Annotated in this window: 18 protein-coding genes; 6 read left to right on the forward strand and 12 right to left on the reverse strand. The window is 43.2% G+C overall.

The annotated features are described in order from the left end of the window. Positions 1-10: 10 nt before the first annotated feature. Positions 11-1,117 carry a DUF4271 domain-containing protein gene (locus tag FKX85_RS02815; RefSeq protein ID WP_229239743.1) on the reverse strand — a complete coding sequence of 369 codons (1,107 nt, stop codon included), beginning with the start codon at positions 1,115-1,117 and terminating at the stop codon, positions 11-13. A gap of 4 nt (positions 1,118-1,121) precedes the next feature. Next, complete coding sequence (locus tag FKX85_RS02820) at positions 1,122-2,852, reverse strand: POTRA domain-containing protein (protein WP_141613286.1); 1,731 nt, start codon at positions 2,850-2,852, stop codon at positions 1,122-1,124. A 50-nt stretch (positions 2,853-2,902) separates the two neighbouring features. Between FKX85_RS02820 and hemW the strand changes: the two genes are divergently transcribed. From hemW to pheS, 4 genes are all read left to right on the forward strand, one after another. After that, a complete protein-coding gene (hemW, locus tag FKX85_RS02825; protein WP_141613287.1) occupies positions 2,903-4,027 on the forward strand; it encodes a radical SAM family heme chaperone HemW in 1,125 nt (374 codons plus the stop codon). 206 nt (positions 4,028-4,233) lie between these two features. Next, positions 4,234-4,548: a DUF721 domain-containing protein gene (locus tag FKX85_RS02830; RefSeq protein ID WP_141613288.1), complete on the forward strand. Its 315-nt coding sequence runs from the start codon at positions 4,234-4,236 to the stop codon at positions 4,546-4,548. Positions 4,549-5,497: 949 nt separating this feature from the next. Next, on the forward strand, positions 5,498-9,808 hold the full coding sequence (locus FKX85_RS02835) for a hypothetical protein (RefSeq protein WP_141613289.1): 4,311 nt from the start codon (positions 5,498-5,500) through the stop codon (positions 9,806-9,808). Positions 9,809-9,947: 139 nt separating this feature from the next. Then, positions 9,948-10,976 carry a phenylalanine--tRNA ligase subunit alpha gene (gene pheS / locus FKX85_RS02840; RefSeq protein WP_141613290.1) on the forward strand — a complete coding sequence of 343 codons (1,029 nt, stop codon included), beginning with the start codon at positions 9,948-9,950 and terminating at the stop codon, positions 10,974-10,976. 70 nt (positions 10,977-11,046) lie between these two features. On the opposite strand, the gene FKX85_RS02845 is transcribed toward pheS, so the two are convergent. The 6 genes from FKX85_RS02845 to FKX85_RS02870 all read right to left on the reverse strand — a co-directional run bounded on the left by FKX85_RS02845 (position 11,047) and on the right by FKX85_RS02870 (position 18,281). Continuing rightward, entirely contained in the window at positions 11,047-12,456 is a 1,410-nt protein-coding gene (locus FKX85_RS02845) for a peptidylprolyl isomerase (RefSeq protein ID WP_141613291.1), read from the reverse strand. Then, the gene (locus FKX85_RS02850) at positions 12,449-13,333 is read right to left on the reverse strand and encodes a peptidylprolyl isomerase (protein WP_317130664.1); all 885 of its coding nucleotides are present in this window, start codon (positions 13,331-13,333) and stop codon (positions 12,449-12,451) included. Before FKX85_RS02850 ends, FKX85_RS02845 begins: the two co-directional genes overlap by 8 nt. After that, on the reverse strand, positions 13,320-15,335 hold the full coding sequence (locus FKX85_RS02855; RefSeq protein ID WP_141613293.1) for a peptidylprolyl isomerase: 2,016 nt from the start codon (positions 15,333-15,335) through the stop codon (positions 13,320-13,322). Before FKX85_RS02855 ends, FKX85_RS02850 begins: the two co-directional genes overlap by 14 nt. A gap of 92 nt (positions 15,336-15,427) precedes the next feature. Continuing rightward, the gene (locus FKX85_RS02860; RefSeq protein WP_141613294.1) at positions 15,428-15,856 is read right to left on the reverse strand and encodes an ATP-binding protein; all 429 of its coding nucleotides are present in this window, start codon (positions 15,854-15,856) and stop codon (positions 15,428-15,430) included. Beyond that, positions 15,846-16,190: an STAS domain-containing protein gene (locus FKX85_RS02865; RefSeq protein ID WP_141613295.1), complete on the reverse strand. Its 345-nt coding sequence runs from the start codon at positions 16,188-16,190 to the stop codon at positions 15,846-15,848. The genes FKX85_RS02860 and FKX85_RS02865 overlap by 11 nt, the downstream gene beginning before the upstream one ends. Positions 16,191-16,223: 33 nt before the next feature. After that, the gene (locus tag FKX85_RS02870; protein WP_141613296.1) at positions 16,224-18,281 is read right to left on the reverse strand and encodes a GAF domain-containing SpoIIE family protein phosphatase; all 2,058 of its coding nucleotides are present in this window, start codon (positions 18,279-18,281) and stop codon (positions 16,224-16,226) included. 82 nt (positions 18,282-18,363) lie between these two features. On the opposite strand from FKX85_RS02870, the gene FKX85_RS02875 reads away from it, so the two are divergent. Then, on the forward strand, positions 18,364-19,080 hold the full coding sequence (locus FKX85_RS02875) for a DUF4197 domain-containing protein (protein ID WP_141616682.1): 717 nt from the start codon (positions 18,364-18,366) through the stop codon (positions 19,078-19,080). A gap of 1,651 nt (positions 19,081-20,731) precedes the next feature. Here the strand turns inward: FKX85_RS02875 and FKX85_RS02880 are convergent. Then, positions 20,732-21,805 (reverse strand): RluA family pseudouridine synthase, encoded by a 1,074-nt coding sequence (locus FKX85_RS02880; RefSeq protein WP_141613297.1) that lies wholly within the window; start codon positions 21,803-21,805, stop codon positions 20,732-20,734. Positions 21,806-21,871: 66 nt separating this feature from the next. Between FKX85_RS02880 and FKX85_RS02885 the strand changes: the two genes are divergently transcribed. Beyond that, positions 21,872-22,789: a 1-aminocyclopropane-1-carboxylate deaminase/D-cysteine desulfhydrase gene (locus FKX85_RS02885; protein ID WP_317130665.1), complete on the forward strand. Its 918-nt coding sequence runs from the start codon at positions 21,872-21,874 to the stop codon at positions 22,787-22,789. Between the two features lie 244 nt (positions 22,790-23,033). Here FKX85_RS02885 and FKX85_RS02890 read toward each other — a convergent pair whose 3' ends face one another. Genes FKX85_RS02890 through FKX85_RS02900 form a run of 3 tightly spaced genes read right to left on the reverse strand, consistent with a single transcriptional unit; the run spans position 23,034 to position 25,357 of the window. Then, positions 23,034-23,543, reverse strand: a complete 510-nt coding sequence (locus tag FKX85_RS02890; RefSeq protein ID WP_141613298.1) for a hypothetical protein — start codon at positions 23,541-23,543, stop codon at positions 23,034-23,036. 6 nt (positions 23,544-23,549) lie between these two features. Further along, a complete protein-coding gene (locus FKX85_RS02895) occupies positions 23,550-24,152 on the reverse strand; it encodes a DUF2179 domain-containing protein (protein WP_141613299.1) in 603 nt (200 codons plus the stop codon). A gap of 26 nt (positions 24,153-24,178) precedes the next feature. Continuing rightward, entirely contained in the window at positions 24,179-25,357 is a 1,179-nt protein-coding gene (locus FKX85_RS02900; protein ID WP_141613300.1) for a CynX/NimT family MFS transporter, read from the reverse strand. Between the last annotated feature and the right edge of the window lie 25 nt (positions 25,358-25,382).

Below are 25,382 nucleotides of genomic sequence, written 5' to 3' on the forward strand. Positions count from 1 at the left end.
TTTTTCCCGATTAGCCAACGATCAGTTTAACGATCACTAAAAAGGGAACCAATTCCGAACTGCAAAGGTAAGAAAATAAATGGTAACTTTTAAATGGGACTTTTTTTAACATTAAGTAAAAAAGTCTAAAAATTCCCACCAAATAGACCACCAGAAACAACCAAACGGCATAATTCATCATTTCGTCCATCGCTGTATATCCCTGTAGATAGAACCCCATGACGACAACATACAAAATCAACAACACCAACATCAAACTCTTTACCATGTAAAAAAACTGACTGAAATCAATTTTATCCAAGTGATAAACCACCGCAAAAATCTTAATCCACAGGTATTTTAAAAATGACATTACCATAAATATCACCGAACCCGACAGCCATATCAGCAAAAGTGAGTTAAGTCCATCCCCCAAAAATTCATCCAAAAGCCCAATCCCCGCAAAATGCAAATAGGAAAAAGCAAACAATGACATAAGCATACTGAACACCAGCATGTAAAAGATCACATCTGACGAAAATAACTTCATACCACTACTACCTTCGGAAAACTCTTCCTGAAACAATGAAACCGGCCTAAGAACGGACTGAAAAACCATCGGATAGGTCACCTTAAACAATGCCACCAATGCCAACACCACCACAAAAGCCAAAATCATAAAGTCTTTTACCGTATCCTTTTCTCTCAGCTGCTCATTGGGAACGTTGACTCCTCCTGCTACCGGCCTTCCCTTCCGAAAAACGCCTTTTTTCACAGATAACTGGTCACTGTCTATTCCCTCTTTATAAACCATCAGCGAGAGGGTTTTGGTGTTTTCCCCACTGATTTTTTTAAGCTGCTCCATAGGAATGACAAAACTGGTATCCGATACCGCATATAGCCAAAGTTTATCCCCTAAAAAAACAGCTGATTTTTCAGGGAATTCCAGTTGAAATGAAGACATTGGATAATCTTTTAGATTCAGATCTGCAATGGCTATCACTGAGGAAGGGATTAGCTCATATTTGTGTTCGATCACGATCTTTGGATTATAGTTTTCCAACACTTGGCCATGTAGTGCACCAAAAAGAAATCCCATAGCCAAGGTCACTACCAGCCTTTTTAAATCTTTCTTCATAAAACTAAAATCTGCCAATGTATCCAAAGTGAATCTTTGCGTAATTTATCCCCATTTTCTGCTCATTTGATTTCCCCATTCCATACAAAAACCTAAACTCTCCACTCCCCGTGCTTAAGTTAAGCCCACCGCCAAACGACAGCACCTTATCCCGGCTTTTGGGAACCGACCAGCCTGATTGCTCCAATGCCCCTACATCTGTAAACAGCAGAAAATAAGAATTTTCTTCAAAATAAAACCTGGGCTCAAAATTAGCATAAACATATCGGTTTGCGAAAAAGAAATTCTCATTAAACCCTCTGATGCTCCTTAGTCCTCCCAGTCGGTACATGTCATTCTTCAGGATGTTGTCCCCATAAAGCAGCCCTCCCCGCAGCCGCAAAAAACCGACCAATCTTTTGCTCACCCGCCAATATTCCTCTGCCGAAAACGTCCCAAAGGCCTGCAGCGCTTCCCGCCCCACTGACTCATAGAACACCTCCTCTATCGCTGTATTATGCAGAATCTTTTTATTGCCTACCCCCCCCTCAGCCATCAGCCTCCAACCGCTCATGGGAAGATAGCCGTCATCCAGGTCGTGATAACTTAGCCGTACACCATAACTGTGGTAACGGAAATCCAGTACTTCTGGCAGTTCATCGGCCGAACTGACTTCTGGTACCGAGAGCAAATCCCCTGATTGCCATCTGCTAAAAAAATCCATATATAACTGGGGCGTTACCTGAAATCCAAACCCGAACCTAAAATCCCTGTTCACAAAGCTCGTGTCCTCTTTGAGCAGGAAAAAGGAAGCATTCACATCTATCCCTGTCCCGAAAATCTGCGGTTCCAACGCCGCTATCTCCAGGTTTTGGCTGTACTGGGTGAGCCTTTGCCAGTGGAGCCCATATTGTCGGCCCTTACCAGCTGGATTATAAATATCCAAATCAAACTGTCCCGTCACCAGCAACTTATTGGCCTCCGCTTCGTTTGGCAGTAGCCCAATGATCCCATCAAGGGTATTGATCTTTCTGTTTTTCAAGGTAAGATATAGCGTTGCCTCGCTGTTTTGGAAACTCACCCTTGGCGGCTCTTCGAGTTTGTAATACGGTATATTTTGAATGGTTCGGATTGCAGCCTGGACTTTTTTCTGGGAATAGGGCTCCCCAGGCACAATACCAAGACTCCTCGCAAGAAACTCCACTTTCACACGGGCATTTCCCAGCACATTCAAACTGTCAAAACGGATATAAGGCCCCTCTTCCAGCGCTAGATGGGCACGAAGTGAATGGTCTCCTTGACGGATGCTATCAAGCCTTACGGCAGCAAAGGGGAACCCTTCGTTTTCCTTGAGCTCCAATATACGGTCAAAGAGGCGAGCCACCTGCTGATACGAAACAGGCTGCCCCTGAAAGAGACGGGCATCATAGCCTGCCCTCCTTAATAATTGGTCCGGTAAATTCCCACTTTCCAATGAAACCCAATCAAATCGCCCATGAGTCTGGATATGCGCTGTAACCAGGCTATCGCGAAACACTTTTCTCTCCACCTCAGCCATCAAATACCCCTCTTCCCGTAAACGCTCAATATGCGCTTTCATGAAAGCATTTACGGCAAGTGAATCGACCAATTGCGCCGAGCCTCTTTCACTCTTTTCACCTCTAATCTCATAATGCAATGCATACCGCTGCTGGGCCAGTAAAGACGTACTGAACCAACAAGCAAAAAACAATGCTATAATGAATCGGCGTTTCAAAAATCCTTCTCGTTGTTTTACTTAACTTTGTGTCGATAAAAGTAATCAATTTGGCAGGAATTTATATTCATATCCCCTTTTGCAGACAAGCGTGTCATTACTGTGACTTTCACTTCAGCACTTCTATAGCGCTGAAAGCCAAAATGGTCAGTATGATCTGCAAGGAACTCGTATTCCAAAAAAACTACTTTGGCAAAAACACCTCGATCAAAACCATTTATTTTGGAGGGGGAACCCCCTCATTGCTTTCATCGTCGGAGCTTTCTGCTATTTTGGATACTATTTCGCTTCACTATCGGCTTGACTTGGAAGAAATGACCATCGAAACCAATCCAGATGATCTCAGCCATGAAAAGCTGAAAGCACTGAAGGCACTTGGCTTTGATCGACTAAGCATCGGTATCCAGAGTTTCAGCGATGAGGTCTTGCGATTTTATAATCGCACGCACACTGCCAAAGAATCCTTACATTCCATTGAGGAAGCCAGGAAAACCGGTTTTGACAAACTGTCCATCGACCTGATGTATGGCTTTCCCGCTGGAGATCACCAGCTCTGGGAACATGATCTCAAACAGGCCATCCAGCTAGCACCGGGGCACATCAGCAGCTATTGCCTTACTGTAGAGGCGGATACTGCATTGGGGAAATGGGTTCAAAAAGGCACCTTCAATCCCGCCTCTGAGGATTTCAGTGCTGACCAGTTTGAACTGATGCAAAAACGGCTGGAAGACGCCGGATATATCCAGTATGAAATTTCCAATTTTGGCAAACCAGGCGCATTTGCCCTGCACAATAGCAACTATTGGAAAGGTATCCCTTATCTGGGCATTGGCCCGAGTGCCCATTCCTTTGACGGCACCTCTAGACAGCATAACCTCGCCAACAACCCCAAGTACATCAAGGCGCTGGAAAATGACTCCATCCCATTCGAAAAAGATATCCTTAGCCAAGATGACCTGCTAAACGAATACCTGCTCACTGCCCTTCGGACGATTTGGGGAGTCGACCTGCATAAAATCAAACAGCAGTTTGGCGTAGACATTATGCAGACCAAAGGAACACTGATCGAGCGCTTTCGCAAAGAAAAACTGGTGGAAGCAGATGCTGATCACCTTCGCCTCACTAAACAGGGAAAGCTTTTGGCAGACTATATCGCCGGTAAGCTGTTTGTTTAAATTAAAGGTATGCGATTAAAAAATCAGTACTTTCTTCTTTTCTCTCGACTCTTTTCCCTCCATCTAGTCCCTTGATACGGAGAGAGGACTTTCCTCTCTTGATGCTTGGGGTCAACTACTTGGCACGTTTTCCCTACTTTTCTGCCTAATCTTTTATGCCTGCTCATCATTGTTACTATGACAAAGTAACGCTACCTTTGACTACCATGAAAAAATATAAGGACTATAACCCGCGCAAAAAAGAAATCACCCCACTTAAGGAAGCGTTTGAGGACTTGCTTCAAGCCTACAAGCTCAAAGACCGCTTTAATGAAAGGAAGATCGTCAGTGCTTGGGGAGAAATGATGGGAAACTCTATTGCCAACAGGACATCCAGCATCTATGCCAAGGATAAAAAGTTGTTCGTAAAACTCTCCTCAGGCCCCATCAAAAAAGAACTTATGATGAACAAGTCACGTGTCCTCAACATCATCGAAGAAAAATTCGGAAAAGGAGCGATAGAAGACATCACATTTCTATAATAGCCATAAAAGCTTATTATTCTATTTTGGCATTTTTTTGTTTAATTGTTTTGCAGGGACCACCAAACCACCTATTGATCAATCATTAATTCTGCAAACACCAATATCACCACACTATTTTTTCGTCAAATCAAACTATTACTTCAATGTAAACTGCATGTTGCCATATTATTAAAATTTACCTTTATTTTTCATGATGAATTACAAATCAACATGCAACAACACCCATATAATTAAAATAATGTAAAATTCAACCGTTTTAATTGTGTAATTTTTAAAATTTAAACCTATTCATTACCTTTGAGCAATCCTTTAGTCAAAAGAGGCTAATTATACTGTAGGATGTTGAAATTGGCAGACAAGCCCTCCTGTCTCGGGGGTGGAGATTCTGGGATAAAGCACACATAGAGCTCTTGTGTTGCCTAACTTCTCCGTGGAGGTTCGAGTCCTTCTCCTACAGCATTGTGTTAAATTATTCAAAGAGGATGTTTTTATGGCAAAGGAGAGTGGGCAACCATTATGCATAAGAACGTTCTCTTTTTTTATTACAGATTTTTTTCAGGGATACAAGTATCAATTATAACCTAATTATAGTTTTTTTTCACCAGTCCATTTATTTCGGATTACCGAATATTTTGCCCTCCTTATCTCCCTATAATCCACATCTAACGTTTAAGGCATGAATTTTGAAAAGAACTTATTAAGGTAATCGAAAGGAGATCTTGACGCTACTTAGCAGCGGCGCTAACTATCGCGTTAAAATCATTCACAGATAACTTAACAGTCTTGTAGACGGCGTAATTATTTGGGGGATATCCTCTTTTGACTATCTTAGGAAAAGAAACTCCGTAGTTTTTCAGACTCTATTTTTTTAGGGGCTTGTGAACTTTGTTATGATCAACTTTATTTTATTTATAATAAAGTTTATTTTGCTTTATATGGTTAATTTATGGTAAAAAAGAACCAAAATAAAAAAAAACTGAAACGATCCCAGAGGCGGTTGATCCGGTTTTTTGCCATAGTCATTTTCTCTCTGGTACTTCTTCAAGTAGGGCTATACTTTGGATCTGATCTGCTATTACGAAGTTATGTCCAATCCAAGGTGGATGAAGCCTCGGGGGGGAAATACGAGGTGAGCTTTGATCGCTTCCACTTATCCATTTTTCAGCGGGGCTTTTACTTTGAAGGCTTCAGCCTTAGCCCTAATACATCAATTCTGGACTCACTCCCTGATGACAAACCGGTCTATAAAATCCAAGTTCCTCAAATAGCCGTAAAAGGCATTGGGTATAATTTTTCGGATAAAATACTGAGTGTAGGCAACTTGCAGTTTGTAGAGCCGATGATTCAGACCAAGCAGCGGCTCGACAGTCTCAGCTCAAACACCAAACTGGAACAACTTCAGCTGGAAATCAAAAAATCCTTGGATCGCGTTCCTTTGGAAGAAATCATTATTCATAACTTATTCATAGAACAGGCTGATTTACTGGTGGAGAACTTTGTCAGCCAAAAATCAGTAAAAGCTGAAAACACAAACTTTCACTTAAAGGATGTACACCTCTTAAACCCCAGGCCCGATCCCACCCCATTCAACGCCAAGGGATTTCGCTTGAACTTTGAAAACTTTGAAATGCTGCTGGCGGATAGTGTCCATACACTGCATGCGGAACAAATAGAGGTTTCCTCTCTGGACAATCATATCACTGCCAAGGAAGTAGCGCTTCGTCCCGACTTACAGAAGCCCGGGGAAGTCTACTACAGCATGAAACTCGATAACTTGATGCTTACCGATGCCGATATCAATCAGGTATTTTACACTACCGATGTAGCAGTCGGGAACCTCAACTTGAGCCATCCGGAGTTTCTGGTCTATTCAGAACTTTCACCGGAAGTGCAGGAAAAGTCCTTAATGGATTACAGCCTATATCCGTTGATAAAAGACATTTTATCATCCATAAACATCCGTCATCTGCAGATCGAAGAAGGAAGCTTCCTCCAAAGAGGTGTCCAGGACGAATATAAAAACAGGATTGAAACCGACAAGATCAATTTCGAAATGGAACAGGTCTATATCGGCCCTGATACAGAGCGTTCAAAGAACCAATTTTTCTATGCCGAAGAAGCTACTCTTTCCCTTTCCAATGTAAAAGTAGTCCTAGCAGATGGCGTACACTGGATCACCGGTAAGAAAGTATACTTATCCTCAAAAGAAGATGAGGTAAAGGTCACTGGAGCTAAGTTGGAGCCGTTTAGGAAGGTCACTGAGCAAATCCCGCTTTTCGAAATTGAAATCCCGGAATTCAACCTTGAAAACGCCAACCTTAAAAAGGTCTATAACCATAACATACTGGATGTAAAGGACATGGTATTCCGCCACCCCACCGTGAAATTCAGCAACCTTCAGAAAAAGGGAGGAGACATGAAAGGCCAGACGATCCAGGAGCTTACCAAAAACTTCCTGAGAGCGATCTACATTGACAGGCTCGAGCTTATTGAAGGAGACATGATCCTTAACAACACCCTAAAAGTCAATAAGGACAGTGTCTCATTCAAAAAAGCCAGCATGGTTTTGGAAAATTTTGCGGTAGACGAAAGAATCGAGCAGGATTCCTCCAGAATGTTTTTGGCAGAAGACCTTCAGCTAGAGCTGGATAATTATGCCATGAAGCTGACAGATGACATGCACCTTTTCAAGGCAGCCAAGATCTTTGTGGACACCAAGGAAAAGATGCTGAAAATAGAAGGATTCAGTTTTGAACCACTCCAGCCAGACAAGGTCATGGAAAACCTGCGCCGTCTAAACAAGAAAATGGTGCTTGAAGTACGTGTACCCGAGTTCTATCTGAGGGATGTGGATATTAGGAAGGCTTATTTTGATGGGATATTGGAGATAGGAATGGTAGAAGTCCCATCACCGGACATTAGGCTCAGCCGCTACATTGCCCCAAACCAAAGCAGGGAAAAAGTACAGATCAACGACTTATACCAGCTGGTAACAAGTTATTTTTCCCATGTCACCATCGACTCGCTCAATGTTATTGATGGATCCATTGCCTATGAAAATTATGTACAAAACAAGATCAAAACCTTCGCAGAGGATGATGTTTCCATCAAGATCAAAAATTTTGTACTGGATGAAAATGTAACCCCTCGCAATGCTGAAACTTTCTTTGCCGAAGAACTGGACATCAGCCTGAACAACTATGTCTTTAATATAGCCGATGGAAAATATTCCCTGCACGCAGATCAAATCAGCTATAATTCTTCGAAAGACGAACTCATCACGTCCAATGTGCGCCTACGTCCGCGAAGGGACCTAGGAGTAAAAGTAACTATCGGTGCCGATATCTCCAACCTTAACTTTACTGGTGTGGATATGGATCGGTTCTTCTTTGAAAACACTTTGGCCATGTCAAAGGTAAGCCTATCAGATGCCGAAGTAAACTTATTTATCGACCAAAACGGAACAAAGAGGAGCCAACGGAAAAAGTCCCCCAATAAGAAGCGAAATCTTCCCAAGAGGTTTGACATTATCCAAATCGACACCATCGAGGCTAAAAATGCCCGGTTCAATGCATTTTATAGCGACAATGGCAAAGAGCGAAACCTTATCAATTCGGGCATCAACCTTTCCTTTTATGGCTTTCTTTTGGATTCCACCAAACTGGCGAAAGGAGATATCGTAGGATTTTTCAACAACATGGCCTTGGACATTGATAATTTTAACCTGGCATTAAACGATAGTGTCCACACGCTTAATTTCAGCAAGGTGGAACTGGACACCAAAAGCGATATGATCGTGTTTGAAAACTTCAAGGTCATCCCAAAAAACTACACCGGTCAGCCCGGCAAACCCGTCATTGCTGCAGCCGTGCCCATGGTAAAGCTCCAAACCCATTCATTAACAAGTTTTCAAGAAACTGGTAAAATCGATTTTCAGCGTATAGAACTTCTAAACCCTGAAATAAGTGTGTATTTGGATCAAAAGGAGGTGAACAAGACAAGCGGAAAATCCGGTGAGGAAGCTGTCCAGGACATCATCAAAAACTTAAAAATAAATGATTTTAAGCTCATTGGCGGCAAACTTAATATCCTGGAGAAAGATTCGGCGTCTACCCTCCAATCCTTCAATGGCCTGAACATCGCCTTGAATGACCTCAGTTTTGACCTGTCCAAGACGGCGGCTTTTGATAAGGACATTTTTCTCGACAAGGACTTTTCCGTAGAATTGCCCGATTATGAAATCAAGCTTCCTGATAGCCTGAATGTCCTTCACATTGGTTTAGTCTCCATCCGTAGGGATCAAATGACACTTAAAGACGTGACATTAAGCCCTCGCTATGGCAAATATGAATACGTTCGTAAAGTAGGTTATCAGACCGATGTGGTAAAAGCGTATTTTCCGGCGATTAGGTTTGATGCGATCGATTTAAAAAAACTCATTGAACACCGAGAGATCGACGCTACGAAAATGGCTGTCCAAACGCCAAACATCCAGGTGTTCAGGGATAAACGGGTACCTTTCAATGACAGTATCTATAGGCCAATGCCCCAAGAACTGATGAGAAAATCGGGCATAAAACTGAAATTGGACACATTGGATTTAATCAATGCAGTCATTACATATGAAGAGTTCCCAGAGAAAGGGATGGTCCCGGGAAGCATCACCTTTGACTCATTATATGCCAAAATGTATCCATTTCATCTCAGTAAAACACTGGAAGACACCTTTGCGGTTGACAGCAGCTACCTGAAGGCTGCTGCCAGGATAAATGGCGTGGCCCCTATTGACATGACGGGGCAGTTTGGTTATAAGGCCCCATACCCAATGGACATCAATGTTCACTCGGGGAAATTTGACTTAAGGGCGGTAAACACCATTACGACCAGAAATGCCTTCCTCAAGATACGTGAAGGAATCGCGCAGCCATCCACATGGAGATTTACCGCTGACAATGAAACTGCCCATGGAACCATGACTTTTCATTACAACAACTTAAAAGTACAGCTCCTAAACGACAGGACCTTGAAAAAGGCAAAAGGAAGAAAGGCCATGCTAACCTTTGTCCTCAATGCCATTGCCTTGAGGGGCAATAACCCAAGAAAGATTTTTGGCACAGAAAAAGTCGCTCCCATTTATGTTCAAAGAGACAAAAGCAAATTTATCTTTAACTACTGGTGGAAAGCTTCCCTTTCAGGATTCCAGGGTTCTTTGGGACTTGGAGAAGCCGGCCCAGCCAAAAAGGAAGAGGACGAGTAGCCCATCTTCTACCACCCTTTAATTTAAGAAAACGGAGTTTTGTTGGTTTTAAAAGCCCCAGTACAAGAAACCAATTGATGAAATATGAGGTCATTAATTGATAATATTTTAGATTTGCATGTCAAAAAAGAACAGCTCTATGCATCAGGATAAAATTGAAGCATTAAAAATAGAAATTTCAGAGGCAGACGCCAGCAATCCGGAGGAACTGGAAGCATACCGTATGCGCTATATTAGTAAAAAGAGTGTCGTGGGAGCACTTTTTTCAGAAATGAAAAATGTACCGAATGATCAAAAAAAGGCTTATGGCCAAATGGTCAATAGTGTAAAGCAAGCGGCCGAGGAAAAGTTCAAGGCATTGATAGACAAGGTCAATGATGGAGAAAGCAAGTCGAAATCTTCCGATATAGACCTAACCCTCCCTGCCACTAACCAACCAGTAGGTGGCATTCATCCACTAACAGCTACCCGTCAGCGGATCATTGAGATTTTCGAAAGAATAGGCTTTAATTTATCCGAAGGGCCTGAAATAGAAGATGACTGGCATAATTTCACCGCATTGAATTTTCCTGAAAACCACCCTGCCAGAGAAATGCAGGACACGTTTTTTATCGAAAAGAATCCGGACATCGCACTGAGGACCCACACCTCCTCTGTCCAAGTAAGGGTAATGGAAAATCAAAAACCTCCTATCCGAACCTTATCACCAGGAAGGGTATTCAGAAACGAAGCGATCTCAGCAAGGGCACATTGTATATTCCATCAAGTAGAAGGCCTATATGTGGATGAAAACGTGAGCTTCGCCGACTTGAAGCAAACCCTCTACCACTTTGCCAAAGAAATGTTTGGTAAAGAGACCAAGGTTCGTTTTCGCCCATCGTATTTTCCCTTTACAGAGCCAAGTGCTGAAATCGATATTTCTTGCCTGCTATGTGGTGGTGATGGCTGCAATGTGTGCAAGGGAACAGGATGGGTAGAAATCGGAGGTTCCGGTATGGTAGACCCAAATGTACTTGAAAATTGTGGTATTGATTCGGAGAAATATACTGGCTTTGCATTTGGCATGGGTATCGAGCGCATCGCCATGCTGAAGTATCAAATCAAAGATTTAAGGCTATTTACTGAAAACGATATTCGATTCCTAAAGCAGTTTAAGCCACTGCTATAAAGTTAATAGAAACGAAAAAAGAGCACTTGATCAGATCAAGTGCTCTTTTTTTGTCAGTCAGCTGGGCTGGCTAATCCTCGTCTTCCTTAAGGGCATTACAGCGGTCATACGCTGGATCGATGTCAATATACACTTCATCCTTGGCAATTTTAAACCAATCTTCCAATGCCTCAGATTCTTTCTGCTTTTTGGTAGCCGCTTTGAGCTTTTCGTAATCATCCTCCAGATTTGCACGGTGTGCCGGATACTCATTTTTGAAATAAAGTAGGCGAACGGCCTTTTCTGGTTCACCTGTACGCTGATTCTGCTCTTCATAGCGCAAGGCATGGCTAATAGTACCTACCTGCATAGTATCTATAGTGAAATACAGAATAGGATCTTCAAGGGTCCTGGCAGAAAGCCTGTTTGCCCCAGTCGTAGGATCAGAAAAGAATCCACCATTATCAGAGGTGTTCCTATCTTCAGAAAAATCCTTAGCAGCCTTAGCAAAGCTCATGCTGTCTAATTTAATCAGGTTCCTGAGGCTGTCCAGTTCCCTTTCTGCTACAGCAATATCCTGTTCTGTAGGCCTTGGCTTAATGAGGATATGCCGGGTATTAAAGGAATCCGTCCTCTTTTCCAGCAGCTGGATCAAGTGGATTCCAAACTGCGATTCGACCGGCTCTCCAATTTCTCCTTCCCGGAGACTAAGTGCCATTGCTTCATATTCTGGTGCCAACTCCCCTTTACGGAAAAATCCCAAATCCCCGCCTTGGTTTTTTGACCCAGGATCTTCGGAATATTTGACGGCCATGGAGGCAAAATCCACCTCTCCTTCCAGGATCTGCTGCTTGATATCATTTAATTGCTTGATTACACGATCCTTTTCCTTCCGGCTGGGCGCGGGCTTTTTTACGATCTGGCCCACAGAAACCTCCGCAGAGAAAAACGGCAAAGAGTCTTTGGGTATCTTGTTATAAAATTCCCGCACCTCAGCAGGTGACACGGACATGCTCTGCACGATAGAGCTTCTCATCTTGGCAATGGTTTTTTGCTCTTTTACCAGGTCGTGGATCTCTGACTTCAGCTGTTCAGCAGTCTTGCCGTACGCCTCCACGAGGGTTTCCTCATTTCCTCCAAACTGCTGCAAAACCATATTGAACCGCTGGTTTACATCCATGATTACCTCTGCATCCGTAACGATTACGGAGTCTATTTCAGCCTTGGCCAGCATTAATTTATTCACCAACAGCGACTCAAACACTTCACACCTGGAAGGTGCTTCAAAGCCTTCCTGGGATTGTGAAATCGCCTCCAGGTATGACTTCTGGAGATCAGACTCCAAGATGATGTAATTATCTACCTTGGCGATGATTTTATCCAGTATCTGGCCTGAGGGCTTGGTTTCTTCCGTGCTGGTACTGTCTTTCTCCTGAGCATAAACTGTAATAGTGCTCAAAAAGCATAAAATAACGGCCAGCGTTTTAGTAAGGTTATTCATATATTTTAAATTCATTATTACCTTTTGCTCTCGAATAAACTTCATTTTGAAGGCGTTCTGCTAGGTTGACTTTTCTTTTATTGACAATAATTTTAGAGATTTCATCTCTGACAAATTCCACAGGAGGAACTTGATCTTGGAGCTTATATTCCAGCACCTTAAAATAGTACTTATATTGATCATCCTCGACTTTTATCAGGGACTTGCCCCTGGTAAGCAGCTGGACTTTGTTTTGGTTCTCTGCCAAAGGCGTATTTGTAATGATTTCATCGAATTTTACCCATGTGGAATCTTCCAAATAATAGTTTGCTGCAGACTTGATCGCTAATTCCCTCAACTCTTGTTTGGCAGATTCACTGGTTTGGGTTAACAGCTGGTCTGCTTGTTCATTTTGGGAAAGCGACTTGTCCATTTTGATAAAATTGGCCCGTACAATGATTTCTTTAAGGGTGAAATTATGAATATTTTCTTCATAATACGCTTTGATCTCCTCCTCTGTCACCGCCTTGTTTAGGTTTTTTTCGATATAGGCCTTTTCATACTCATAGACTATCAACGCATACTTATAGTCCAATAATTTCTTGTCGAGCTCCGCTTTACTGACAGACACCTTTTGACTGGCTTCTTTGATCATCAAGTGCTTCTTCACCCAAGATTGTACGTAACGATTTGCCAGGTCAGTGCTGTCACTTGCGGTGGTCGCTTCCCTGGTCACAAAATTTAAATCCGATTTACGCAAATAGATATCATCTACCGAGGCTACTGCAGGGCTATTACTGGAAGTGGCATCTTCTTCAGATTTTACCCTGAAAAATCCACAACCAGTCACCAGTCCCATCATAATGGACAGGAGTATGGCCCAGCTAGTTCTGTGCAACAACGATATTTTCGACTCTCGACTTTTCATCCTCATTAATCTGGATGATGAAATTCTGTTTTAGTAAACTGATCAATGTTTGGTTTAGATATTCTTGGTAATCCTGTATGACCTTCCCACGCGTTTCGTTAAATGCTTTTGGCCCCTCTGGATACTGTTTGCCCAAGAGCGCAATATAACGCTTATTATTCACCTCTACTTCCTGAAGCCCTGACTGTATTTCCATGGCCTTAAGAACGGGATTGTTATCGACTTCAAAAACCCCTTCTTCCACTTTATAAGATAACGTCGAAAGCGACGGTAAATGATCCACCAACGCTTCTTTTAAGCCTGCTTGATAATGGGTGCCGGCCAGGAAATCCTTGATGGGCTTTTCTGCTTCCGGTGCTAAAACCGATACGATCAACGCCTCAGTACGTTCTTCCCACATGTACTGATCTCGATGGCCTTCAAAATATTCCATTAGCCCAGCAGTATCCTTAAGTGCTTTCTGCCAAACCTGTTCATTCATTAGGTTAAACAGCAGGATTCCTTCCCTATATTCATTTACCAAAAGCCTAAAATCATCATTATTGGCCATGAGATCTGCTTCTTCGGCCTGGTCAAGCGTGGTTTCGACGAATTTACTGAACCACGCATCAAATGGATTTTTCCGCCCCACTTTCACGACCACTTCGTCACGCTCTACGAAATCCACCAAATCCGCCACCTTCTTGCTTTCTCCTTTAACAGTGAATAAGGTGCTGTCCATAATGTTTTGGGAAGTATATACCTCGCGAAGATCCTTTAATGCGGTGGACTGCCCAGTGACCAGCTCTTTGGCAGTGGCGATCACCGTACCATTTTCCATAAAATCATATCGTGATTTTTGGATGGCGATCACTTGGCTGTTGATAAGCCCAGATCGACTGTCTCTTAGGATCTTTGACTTCAGGCTTTCTTCCACTTGTTCATACGGCGCAAGTGGTTTTTCATCCTCTAACCGGATAATGTGATATCCGTAGGAAGTCTTGACCGGAGAAGAGATTTCACCAATTTCAGTTAGTCCGAAAGCCGCATCTTCAAACTCTTTCAGAAAAGCCCCTACCCCAAACCAGGGCAGCTCGCCGCCATTCTCCTTGGTGTTGGTATCTTCTGAAAACAACTCACATACCTCTTCCCAACTGGTATCCTCTTTCTGGAGGGCGGCATAAATATCGGTAATCTTCCGCTTGGCACGATCTTCGGAAAGAGGATCAGTAGGATCCGTCCGTATCAGAATATGAGACACCTTCACTTGGCCGGGGTTTGGTTTCCGGTCCAGGAGTTTGATGACATGATAGCCGAAATCCGTGAGCACAGGATCAGAAACCTGCCCAGGCTTCAATTGATAAACAGCGTCTTCAAATGGGTACACCATCTGCAGCGAAGTAAAATAGCCCAGATCACCTTGGTTGTTTTTGACGGAAGGGTCCTGGGAATATTCTTCTGCAAGTTTGGAAAACACTTCACCGGCCTCTGCCCGCTCTTTAATTTTTACAGCCATTCGAAACACTGCCACAGAGTCTTCTCGACCGGAATTGGCCGGAAAACGCAATAAGATATGCTGGGCATGGACGATTTCCTGCATTCTGGAATAGGCCTTTCTGATTTCCCCCTCTTGGAGAGAAGTCTCCAGGATGTATGGTTTCTTTAAATCCTCCTTAAACGCATTAAACTCTCGCTGAAACTCCACAGTCTCGTCCATACCAAGCGCCTCTGCTTCCTTCACCTTGAGTTTATAGTTCAGAAAAAGGTCAAAGTTCTCCTCAAACTCCTGTTTGCTGAGCTTATCCTCCTTCTGGTCAAACTCCCTATTCTTTGACAACATATGCATAAACTCCTCTGCAGACACGTTTTCGTTGCCTACTGTGAGAAGATACTGCGGCTCATCCGATAGTGGAGTGCTCTGTGAAACCTTGGAGTTTGGTGAACACGCCACCAATAGACCCAACACCCAAAGACACTGGTATGTAGTTTTCATCTTATTTACCATGCCAAAAACAATTGTGCAATGTTACAAATTTTAATGTAGAATGTGTGGATTTGCGGGTGATAAGTGGCAAGAATTAACAATTATTTGGAATTCAATCGCTTGATCAGTCTTACCATGTACCAAGATGGGTGGGATTCAATTTCTATGGTGTCCATGATGCGTTTCACCAGCAAAATACCTACGCCACCACCTGATTTGTTTTTTTGCCTGTCTTTAATGATCTCTTTTAAGTCCGGAGTCTTGTAATCCAAAATATCAAAAGGCTCTCCGTTATCGGTAATTTCAAAAATAATCCGGTCGTCTTGTTGATGGACTTTCACGTGGAGGTGATTGGAGGGATTGCAGCCGTGGGTGTGGATGATGCGGTTTGCGCACACCTCTTCCACGGCCAGCACCAATTCGTTTTTCAACACATCGGTGAGCTTGGCATGGGACAGCTCTGTGACCAAGAAATCTCTCAGATCAGCCAGTTTGGTCTTTTCGCAATATAGTCTCAATTCATGCTTCATGGATGGTCTCTAAGGCCTCGTCCTTGCTTGGTTTTATGGTGATTAACTGGTCCAACCCAAGGATATGGAACACATTGGCTACCTTTTCGGATAGCCCATAAATCAAAAAATGAATGTTTTTTTCTTCAAACTCCTCCAAATAAGACATAAAAACGCCTAATCCTGCGGAGGAAATATATTCTAACTTATTGCCGTCTACCAAGATATTCTTATGGTCTTGGGCCACGACATCATTTATTGCTTCATCCAGCTCTACTGAGTTGCTGGCATCCACCTGTCCATCGAGGATGAGGAGGATGTGATTGTCTTCTTGCTTCTTACTAATTGTCAACATAACTGATTATACGCTAAGTTTTTGCTAATGTTGTTATAAGAATTTTAATACCATCAAGGAGTAATCATCATCGGGTAATGATGCTTCTCCGACAAATTCATAGACCGACCGGATCAGGTGATTTTTGATCTTTTCAGGAGATTCGTTTTTATAGGTGTTCAATATTTCTTTTAGTCTCCCATAACCAAATTCCTCGCCGTTTTGATCCTTGCTCTCGATTATTCCGTCGGTATACATGACCAAAATATCACCAGGGTGATAGTGAATGGTCCTTTCATTCAAATATTCAGGGTACTTATCGCTCCGCAAAATACCTAAGCCCATCCCCTCCAAGTTGATGTAATCCGCCTCTCCGGCATTACTGTCATAGTACAGTGTGGGACAGTGTCCCGCCCTACAGAAGGTAATGGTTCCTTGAGCAGTATCGATCAAGTAGTAGGTAGTCGTGATAAACAGATTTTTGGCCAAACAACTGCTAAGGGCATTATTTGCCTTGGAGAGGAACTCCTTGGGTGAGAGGTCCAACTGCACGAGACTATGGAATACCCCCTTCATTTGCGACATGTTAAAGGCCGCAGAAAGCCCCTTTCCGGAGACGTCTCCTATGATCAGGGCAAACCGATTTTCATCAAACTGATATGTCTCATAGTAATCTCCTCCTACCTCATCGGCAGCCTCTGAAAACCCAAAAATATCAAAGTGGCTATTGTGATGCAGGTCAGAAGGCAATAAGCTGCGCTGCACCCGCTGGGCAATCTTCAATTCCTCCTTATATCGTTCATTTTTGATGGCCTCATTGAGCAACCGGTGGTTTTCGACAGAGATACTTGCTTGGCCCACAAAGGTGGCCACGATATTCAGCATCTCTTTGTTAAATCCATTTTTCACCTCCTTGAGCAAGAAAAGATAGCCCAAAAGATGCTTGTTTACCCAGATCGGAACGATCAGTGCAGACTTGTAAAGATCGTGCTCCACCACACTGTTAATATGATCAGTGGCAGATGGTGTCCTGAGGCTAAGGAAGCTACTGAAAATTTTATTCCTATCCATCAGCTCTTTGATCTCCTTACGGTCTTTGTTGGTAATAAACCGCTGGTGCAGAATCTGGAGTTTATTTTCCTCATCCACGATTTCAAGCCATGCAGCATCTGCATAGGCCGCGCTCATACAGCTGTCCACCAGAATATCCAGCACCTGGGTTTCACTTTGGCCCGGCTGGATGGATTGGCTCAGTTTTTGAAAATTAATAGCCTCGGTAAGTTTCTGTTCAAAAACCGAAGAGGTAGGCAGGTTAAACAGTGTCACCAAAAAGCTAAAAAGTGAATAGACAAACACAAACCCAAAAAGCCCCATCAGAAACAAATTGTCCATCAGGTTGATTTCTGCATGATGGCTTTGGTAGCTCATTGACTGCATGAAGAGAAAAGAAACCGTGATCAGGATGATCACAAAAAACAGGATAGATTTCCACTTGTCCTTAAAGGTAAGATAAGGAATCCACTTAAGGTTTACCGAAATGATGACCCCAAAGATAAGCAGGAATACCAAGCCAAAGAGGAAGGTGAAATCAAATGTATTCTGATTAAAATATACATAAAACATGCTCACTAAGAGCATGACTTCATATATTTGCCATTGCTGGACGGTATTTTTGTTCTTTTGGTATAAAATGAGTTTTTTCCACAATAAAGAACATGAAACAAGAAATAATGTCGTCAGGCCGAAATTCACATGGTAAAAGAAATTTCCCAAAAGGGGATCAGTGCTGAGACGGGTATCGTCCAGTGCTACATAGAATATCCTGATCAAAAACGCTACTCCAATGACGATAAGCCCCGTGGAAGCGGCTCGCCAGATAAGTTGAATAAAATTATTTTGTTCACTTCGATCTATGGAGCGGGAACAAAACAAATACACCAGGATAAAAAATATGATTTCAAGCGACCAAGTGATTTCGTGGGCAATGCCCAAATTCAGACGGTTTACTGTACCGAAAAGGCGTAGCAAGTCTACAAAAAGTAGTCCCAACCAGGTGAGCACAGTCACCAGGATCAGTATTTTTCCGATATTTATGTTGGGAAATTTGACCATGTACAAAACCATTACAATTATACGTAATGTCAACCAAATAACCTGAATCAATTTTAGTGGAAGTTTTTAACAAATGATAAAGATGCAAAAATGTGTACTGGCCGGTATGATGGCCATTCTAGTAATAATGATGAGCTGTACCACAGCAGATGTAAACAAGTTTATTCAAGGCGCTACTGAAGCCAGCCTCTCTGAAGCTGACGTGAGCAATGGACTGAAGGAAGCACTCCAAAAAGGCATTTCTGAAGGAGTGGGAATAGCAGGCAAACAAGATGGCTATTTGGGAAACGAGCTACTAAGAATCGGACTACCAGAAGATGTGCAAAAAGTAGAAAGCACCCTACGGAAAATCGGCCTTGGTGCGGAAGTGGACAAAGTAATCACCACCATCAACAGAGGTGCGGAAGATGCTGCCAAAGAGGCTAAGCCAATCTTCATAAGTGCCATTAAGCAAATGACGATTCAAGACGCTTGGGCAATTTTAAAGGGAGATGATGACGCGGCTACGCAGTATCTACAGCGAACCACGACGGACCAGCTGATAGCATTGTTTAAACCTCATGTGCAGGAATCCCTGGACAAAGTGGGCGCCGCCCGATACTACGGTGACCTCGTAAATAGCTATAATACCTTCCCTACCACCAATAAAAAATTGGACCCCGACCTGAACAGCTATGTCACGGACAAGGCAATAGAAGGATTGTTCAAATTGATCGCTGAAGAAGAAAAGGCCATCAGAGAAAATCCTCTAGAACGGACCAGCAGCATCTTGAAAAGGGTATTTGCTGCCCAGGATTAACAGGTCTTGGGGCCAGCGGAAAAGCCGGGGGCTATGTAGCTTCGCTTTTGGATAGCACGCAGATGACGCTGATTGGCCAGATTCTCGCCGATTCTATTTTAAAATTTGAAAAGCCCAGAGACGACAAATAAGCCCTGACAGGATTGGCAACTCTGTGGCTTCCATTATAAATGCCACAAAGGCTCCAAGGCACAAAAAGGTTTAGTTGGATTTTGGGACCAGCGGAAAAGCGGGGGCTATGTAGCTTCGCTTTTGGATAGCACGCAGATGACGCTGATTGGCCAGATTCTCGCCGATTCTATTTTAAAATTTGAAAAGCCCTGACAGGATTGGCAACTCCGTGGCTTCCATTATAAATGCCACAAAGGCTCCAAGGCACAAAAAGGTTTAGTTGGATTTTGGATCAAGCGGAAAAGCCGGGGGCTATGTAGCTTCGCTTTTGGATAGCACGCAGATGACGCTGTTTGGCCAGATTCTCGCTGATTCTATTTTAAAATTTGAAAAGCCCTGACCGGATTGGCAACTCCGCGGCTTCCATTATAAATGCCACAAAGGCTCCAAGGCACAAAAGGTTTAGTTGGATTTTGGATCAAGCGGAAAAGCCGGGGGCTATGTAGCTTCGCTTTTGGATAGCACGCAGGTGGCGCAGATCAATAAGATTTTCGCTGAATTTTTTATAATAACCTGAGCTCGATTTAAAATACCGTCATTGCGAGGAAGTATAGCCTGTCCCGAGCTATCGGGAACGTGGCAATCCCGTCTTAGGAATACGAGATTGCTTCCTCCCTCCGGTTGTCGCAATGACGTTTAACTAACCGGGATTGCTTCACTCCGCTACCACTGCGTTCGCCCCGATACTATCGGGGACGGATTTATACTGATTTTATAATCTACACATTCCTATTGCTAAATTAAAGAGAAATATGCTTACCAAAACCACCTGGAAATCTCTCATCTTCCAGAAATATTGCTTGGTTCTCAAAATGTGCTAAAAAGGAGGCAAGCGAAAAAGTTGAGGGCATGAATCCCTTTATTTTAAAAGGATTTCTTTTTTGTTTTTTTTCCACAAAGATTCTAAGACCCAAAGCTGTTTGTTTTCCATGAAATTTGGAATCCGCCTACAAAACACTTCGTGTCTTGGCGACTTCGTGGCGACATACCAAATGAATATAAATCTTCTCCCGCCCCCAGAAATATTGCTTGGTCTCTTGTTCGTGTAACCTCGAAAAATCAGGCAATAAAAAAAGCTATGAAATAGAATCTCATAGCTTTAGTCAATTAACAATAAACCCAAAATAACCTGTTGTAAGAAAAGGATTCGAACCTTATTGAGTGTTTCCACTGCCCACGTGCGGAATTTCCGCCTTACAATTCAATAACCAAACATTTTTTGCCTTTGATTACATCACAAAGATACGTCGAGAATTTTAAACTCAAAAATTTTCAAAAAAGTTTAACATATTTTTACATTTTTTTCAATGACAACGCTTACTATTTGAAAATATTATCCAGGAAACCTATTGATTCCGGTGATTTATTGAAAACTTAACAACGTACTTTGGGTTTCCTTTTGAAATCCCTTTAATGTTTATGTAGTAAAGTTAACGTATAGGCAATTATAAAGTTCATTTTTTAACATTTTTTTAAATAATTAATTTTCACCGTCAAAATTCACATAGTTTTCCCATCTTCCCAAAACGTTTTGCATATCTTCTGGTAAACCAGAATCAAACTGCATAAATTCATTGCTGACTGGATGAATAAAACCCAAAGATTTTGCGTGCAAAGCCTGTCGAGGAAGTAACTTAAAGCAATTGTTCACAAAAGCCTTATACTTGGAAAATTGGGTCCCTTTTCGGATCTTATCTCCTCCATACACAGCATCATTAAACAACGGATGCCCCAAAAACTTCATATGTGCACGAATCTGATGGGTTCTCCCTGTTTCTAGATTACATTGAACCAGCGAAATATAGCGGAGCCGCCGAAGCACCTTCCAGTGGGTAATGGCATTTTTTCCCTGATCGCCATCAGGAAACACATCCATGACTTTCCTATCACGTGCACTACGTCCTACATGTGCATTAATGATCCCTGCATCTTCCTTAGGCTCCCCCCATACGAGGGCAAGGTATGTACGCTCTATGGAATGATCAAAAAACTGTCGGGCCAGCTGTGTCATGGCCAGTTCGGACTTCGCGATCACCAACAGGCCACTTGTATCTTTATCAATCCGATGGACCAACCCCGGCCTACCACTATTTCCTGGCATTTCGGGAAGCTGGTTAAAGTGATACACCAGCCCATTGACCAAAGTACCCGTCCAGTTTCCATGGGCAGGATGGACGACCATTCCCGCTGGTTTATTGACCACCAGCAAGTGGTCATCTTCATAGACAATATCCAAATCAATTTTTTCCGGCAGTACCTCAGTCTCCCGCGGCTCCATCTCCAAGACTACCGTGATCACATCACCAGGTTTGATCTTATAATTGGCTTTGGTCTGCGCATCATTGATCCTGACCTGCCCAGTATCAATGGCCTGCTGCACCTTGTTCCGGGTGACATTGGCCACCTTGTCTGTCAGGAACTTATCTACCCTGACAGCCGCTTGCCCCTTGTCCACCTCAATCCTCAAGTGTTCATATCCCAAAGCTGCTCCTTCTTGGCCACCATCTGATGTCTCCTCAGATTCAAACAATTCGTCGTCCATTTCATCATTCATTCTGCAAAAATAACGGTATCCTGCCAAAGTTTTTGATAATTTTGAATCTATTCGAATAAGATCGGTGTGCTGGAAGCTAAAAAACATATTACCCAGGAGGTATCCTTGCCTGAAATGGAGGGAAAAGATGTCCGTCTTTTCGTTAAACGCCTGGACCTTATCCACCCCCTGGCCAGTGGCAACAAGTTCTACAAACTCAAATACAATCTGGAAACTGCCCAGCAATCCGGCCACGACACCGTATTGACATTTGGTGGTGCTTTTTCCAATCATATTTTTGCAACAGCAGCCGCTGCTAAAGCCGAAGGACTAAAGAGTATCGGCATCATCCGTGGAGAAAACACCTCACAGCTAAACGCTACGCTGCAACAAGCCCAAGCAAACGGAATGGTCCTTTCCTTTATGGACAGGAAGACATACCGCACCAAACATGAAGCGCAACACATTGACCAGTTGCGAGAGCAATTTGGTCGTTTTTTCCTGATTCCTGAAGGCGGTACCAACGCACTTGCCATCAAGGGTACCACGGAGATCTTAACCTCCGAAGACCAGCACATGGACTATCTTTGTTGCAGCATTGGCACTGGAGGTACTATCGCTGGTATGATTAATGCAGCCAAGCCTCATCAAAAAGTCCTCGGCTTCAGCTCCTTGAAAGGAAATTTTATCCACCAGGAGCTGCTGGACCTCCTAGAAACGCATCATATCGGATTTCAAAATAAATACGAACTGTTTACCAACTATCACTTTGGCGGATATGCCAAACACAAACCTGAGCTGATCACTTTTATAAAAAAATTCAAAAAAGAAACCGGCATCCCCTTGGATCCTGTATACACTGGAAAACTATTCTATGGCGTAGTCGATAAAATCAAATCCGGTTACTTTCCAAGTGGCAGCAGCATCCTTTTGATCCATTCGGGTGGTCTTCAAGGGATCAGTGGTTTTAACCAACGTTTTAACGAAACACTGGAAACGAAATAAGAACCTAAGTTCGACTAATAATTATTATAAAACGTCCCTGAAAATACCGGGGCAGTCTATTGCGAGCCTGTCTGATGCCAGGCAGGCTTGTCTGTAGCCAAACAGGCTTTTACTTTTAGGCTGGATAGTGGGTCGTAAAAGGGAGCAGTAATACCAAGACTCCGGTCGACCGGGATGACGATTTATAAATCGAACTGAGGTTAAGAAGAAAAGTCATACTTCAGTAGAGATGGTAAAATTCCTCTCAAAGCTTTGGCAAAATCTTACTGGCCCGGCTTTTAAAGCCGGCGCTTGCATAGGGCAAGGATGATTCGATTATTGCCTTCAGTTCTGGTTTGATCTCAGGGTATCTTTTCGAAAGGTTATAAACCACCTGCATCGAAAACACCCTAATGGCTATTGGTTCACTGGTATCTTCCAGCAGCCGAAAAGTAAGATCCAAAACCTCCCCTTCAAATTCCTCTGGAACTTCTTGATATTGCAGTATTCGGAGGATATTCCTTTTGATGCCCGCAAGGATATTTGGTTTTCCCAGCATCGAAATCACCGCACCATAATAAGGTATCAGCAAAGACGGGTATTTCTCCACCGCCATTGCCATCGGCCAGGAAGCTCGCTGGGTAATCCTGTAAGGGCCTGCAGCAAAAACCCCCATCAGCTCCCTGAACCTTTCTGGGTCATTACCTATATAAGATACGATACCGCTCGCCACTTCCTTCGAATGTGCCAGCCAAAGTTCGGCCTTAATGTCCATTCACATTTATTTTCGAACCCTGTTAAACACTCGTGTCGTAAACCGTGGTCTGTCTTCCATCACATTGAGATCATCTTCACTGATCCTTTTGACACTTTCTATGGTATAGAACGCCTTGTCATTAAATGATTTGATTTTACTCACAAAATCCTTTAGGCTCTCTCTTTTCATGACCGTAAATAACAAGTTTACTTTACCATACCTCCCTTCTGCGCCGACATTGGTAAACCGAAAATCCCTTTCTTTCATATATTCGATCAGCTCAGGCATCGGTTCCTTGGTAATCACCCTGACCAGCACCCTTCCAAGTGCCAATTTTTCCTCGAAAACCATTCCGATGTATGTCCCAGCTCCAAACCCACCAGCATACGCCAAATAAGACATGGGATTATCGATATTCTGAAAAATCTGCCCAATGGCCAACAGCCAGATCAAGGCTTCAAAAAAACCCAAAATGGGCGCCACATTCTTTTTTCCGTTCAGGACAAACATGATCCTTAAGGTGTTGATGGACACATCTCCCACCCTGGCCAAGAAAATCAACAAGGGCATGATGACATAGTTAAACAAATCGTCGTCCATTCCTATTCCGCTAAAGAATTCCTGCATAATTCAGCTGCTTTTAACTATTGAATTTAAATTTTTACATTTCTGCCCACCTTGGTTCCCAGCCATGTAAATGAAAGTGCACAAATAACCATCAGTATAATCAGCAGGTTATAATTTTGGAACAAGTCAAACAAGGCTCCTATCAGTAGCGGCCCCAAAGCCGCCAAATAATATCCCGCCGACTGCGCCATTCCTGATAACCTGGCCGTAGTGGCCCCTTCGGTACGTAATCCTATCAAAGTATACGCCAAACTGATGCTTGCTCCAAGACAAAAACCTATTAATGTCAGGGCAATGTAAATTACCCAATTTGCATCAAAAAACAGTCCAAGAAACCCAATGAAATAGATCATTCCGATACCAAAGGAAATCTTCACCTGTTTGGTATTCCTTACCGCTACCAAAGGAGCCGTAAAAGACCCCACAAGACCGACCACCTGCATCAGGCTCATCATCAGTCCCGCCTGTCCTGCGGTAAACCCTTTATGGATCAGCAAATCCGGCAGCCAAGCGATCAGGGTATAAAACATTGTGGACTGGATTCCCATGAAGATGCTGACTTGCCAGGCAAGCTTGGATTTCCAGACATTCTTTCCTCCAGTGAGTCCCTCATCCGGACCTTTTACTTTGTTGGGCTTGACCTGAGGTAACCAGATCACGATCGCCAAAGCAACAAGGGCCACCCATGCAAGCAAGGATCCCCTCCAGCCAAGCCCCATGCCCACTGCCAACGGCACACTTAGCCCCGTACCTACCGCGGCAAAAGCGGACATTCCTGTGGTATAGGAGCTCGTCATGATGCCGATTTTATGGGGAAGTTTTACTTTGATCAATGGAATGAGCAGTACGTTACAGATCACGATGCCTATTCCCGACACCGCCGTACCAAAATACAGCAAAAAGGAACCTCCCTGTACCCGCACAAATATACCAAAGGCAATTAGGAACAAGCCCATCAGGATCGCCCTTACATTACCAAGACGCGCTCCAATAGCGGAAGAGAACAGCGAAAATGTAGCAAATGACAGTAACGGTAAAGTGGTCAGAAAGCCTGCCCAGGCATTAGAAAGCCCGAGGTCCTCACGAATCGTCGGGATCAATGGCCCCACAGATGTAATCGAAGGCCTTAAACAAAAGGAGACCAAAATGATCCCTGTGATAAGCAATCCTTCAGATAAACCCTTGGTTGCAGTTGTCTTTTTCATTGGCCTACAAATTTCAGCAATTAAG

The organism is Echinicola soli, assembly GCF_006575665.1.
In the GTDB taxonomy this organism is placed as follows: Bacteria; Bacteroidota; Bacteroidia; order Cytophagales; family Cyclobacteriaceae; genus Echinicola; species Echinicola soli.

Excerpts from the sequence above, each read along its gene's own strand:
- FKX85_RS02830 (WP_141613288.1), top strand. The coding sequence starts at position 4,234 with ATGAAAAAATATAAGGACTATAACCCGCGCAAAAAAGAAATCACCCCA.
- FKX85_RS02860 (WP_141613294.1), bottom strand. The coding sequence starts at position 15,856 with ATGAAGCATGAATTGAGACTATATTGCGAAAAGACCAAACTGGCTGAT.
- FKX85_RS02880 (WP_141613297.1), bottom strand. The coding sequence starts at position 21,805 with ATGAATGATGAAATGGACGACGAATTGTTTGAATCTGAGGAGACATCA.
- FKX85_RS02870 (WP_141613296.1), bottom strand. The coding sequence starts at position 18,281 with ATGGTCAAATTTCCCAACATAAATATCGGAAAAATACTGATCCTGGTG.
- FKX85_RS02890 (WP_141613298.1), bottom strand. The coding sequence starts at position 23,543 with ATGGACATTAAGGCCGAACTTTGGCTGGCACATTCGAAGGAAGTGGCG.
- FKX85_RS02815 (WP_229239743.1), bottom strand. The coding sequence starts at position 1,117 with ATGAAGAAAGATTTAAAAAGGCTGGTAGTGACCTTGGCTATGGGATTT.
- FKX85_RS02900 (WP_141613300.1), bottom strand. The coding sequence starts at position 25,357 with ATGAAAAAGACAACTGCAACCAAGGGTTTATCTGAAGGATTGCTTATC.
- FKX85_RS02835 (WP_141613289.1), top strand. The coding sequence starts at position 5,498 with ATGGTAAAAAAGAACCAAAATAAAAAAAAACTGAAACGATCCCAGAGG.
- FKX85_RS02875 (WP_141616682.1), top strand. The coding sequence starts at position 18,364 with ATGCAAAAATGTGTACTGGCCGGTATGATGGCCATTCTAGTAATAATG.
- FKX85_RS02895 (WP_141613299.1), bottom strand. The coding sequence starts at position 24,152 with ATGCAGGAATTCTTTAGCGGAATAGGAATGGACGACGATTTGTTTAAC.
- FKX85_RS02865 (WP_141613295.1), bottom strand. The coding sequence starts at position 16,190 with ATGTTGACAATTAGTAAGAAGCAAGAAGACAATCACATCCTCCTCATC.
- FKX85_RS02845 (WP_141613291.1), bottom strand. The coding sequence starts at position 12,456 with ATGAATAACCTTACTAAAACGCTGGCCGTTATTTTATGCTTTTTGAGC.
- FKX85_RS02855 (WP_141613293.1), bottom strand. The coding sequence starts at position 15,335 with ATGAAAACTACATACCAGTGTCTTTGGGTGTTGGGTCTATTGGTGGCG.
- pheS (WP_141613290.1), top strand. The coding sequence starts at position 9,948 with ATGCATCAGGATAAAATTGAAGCATTAAAAATAGAAATTTCAGAGGCA.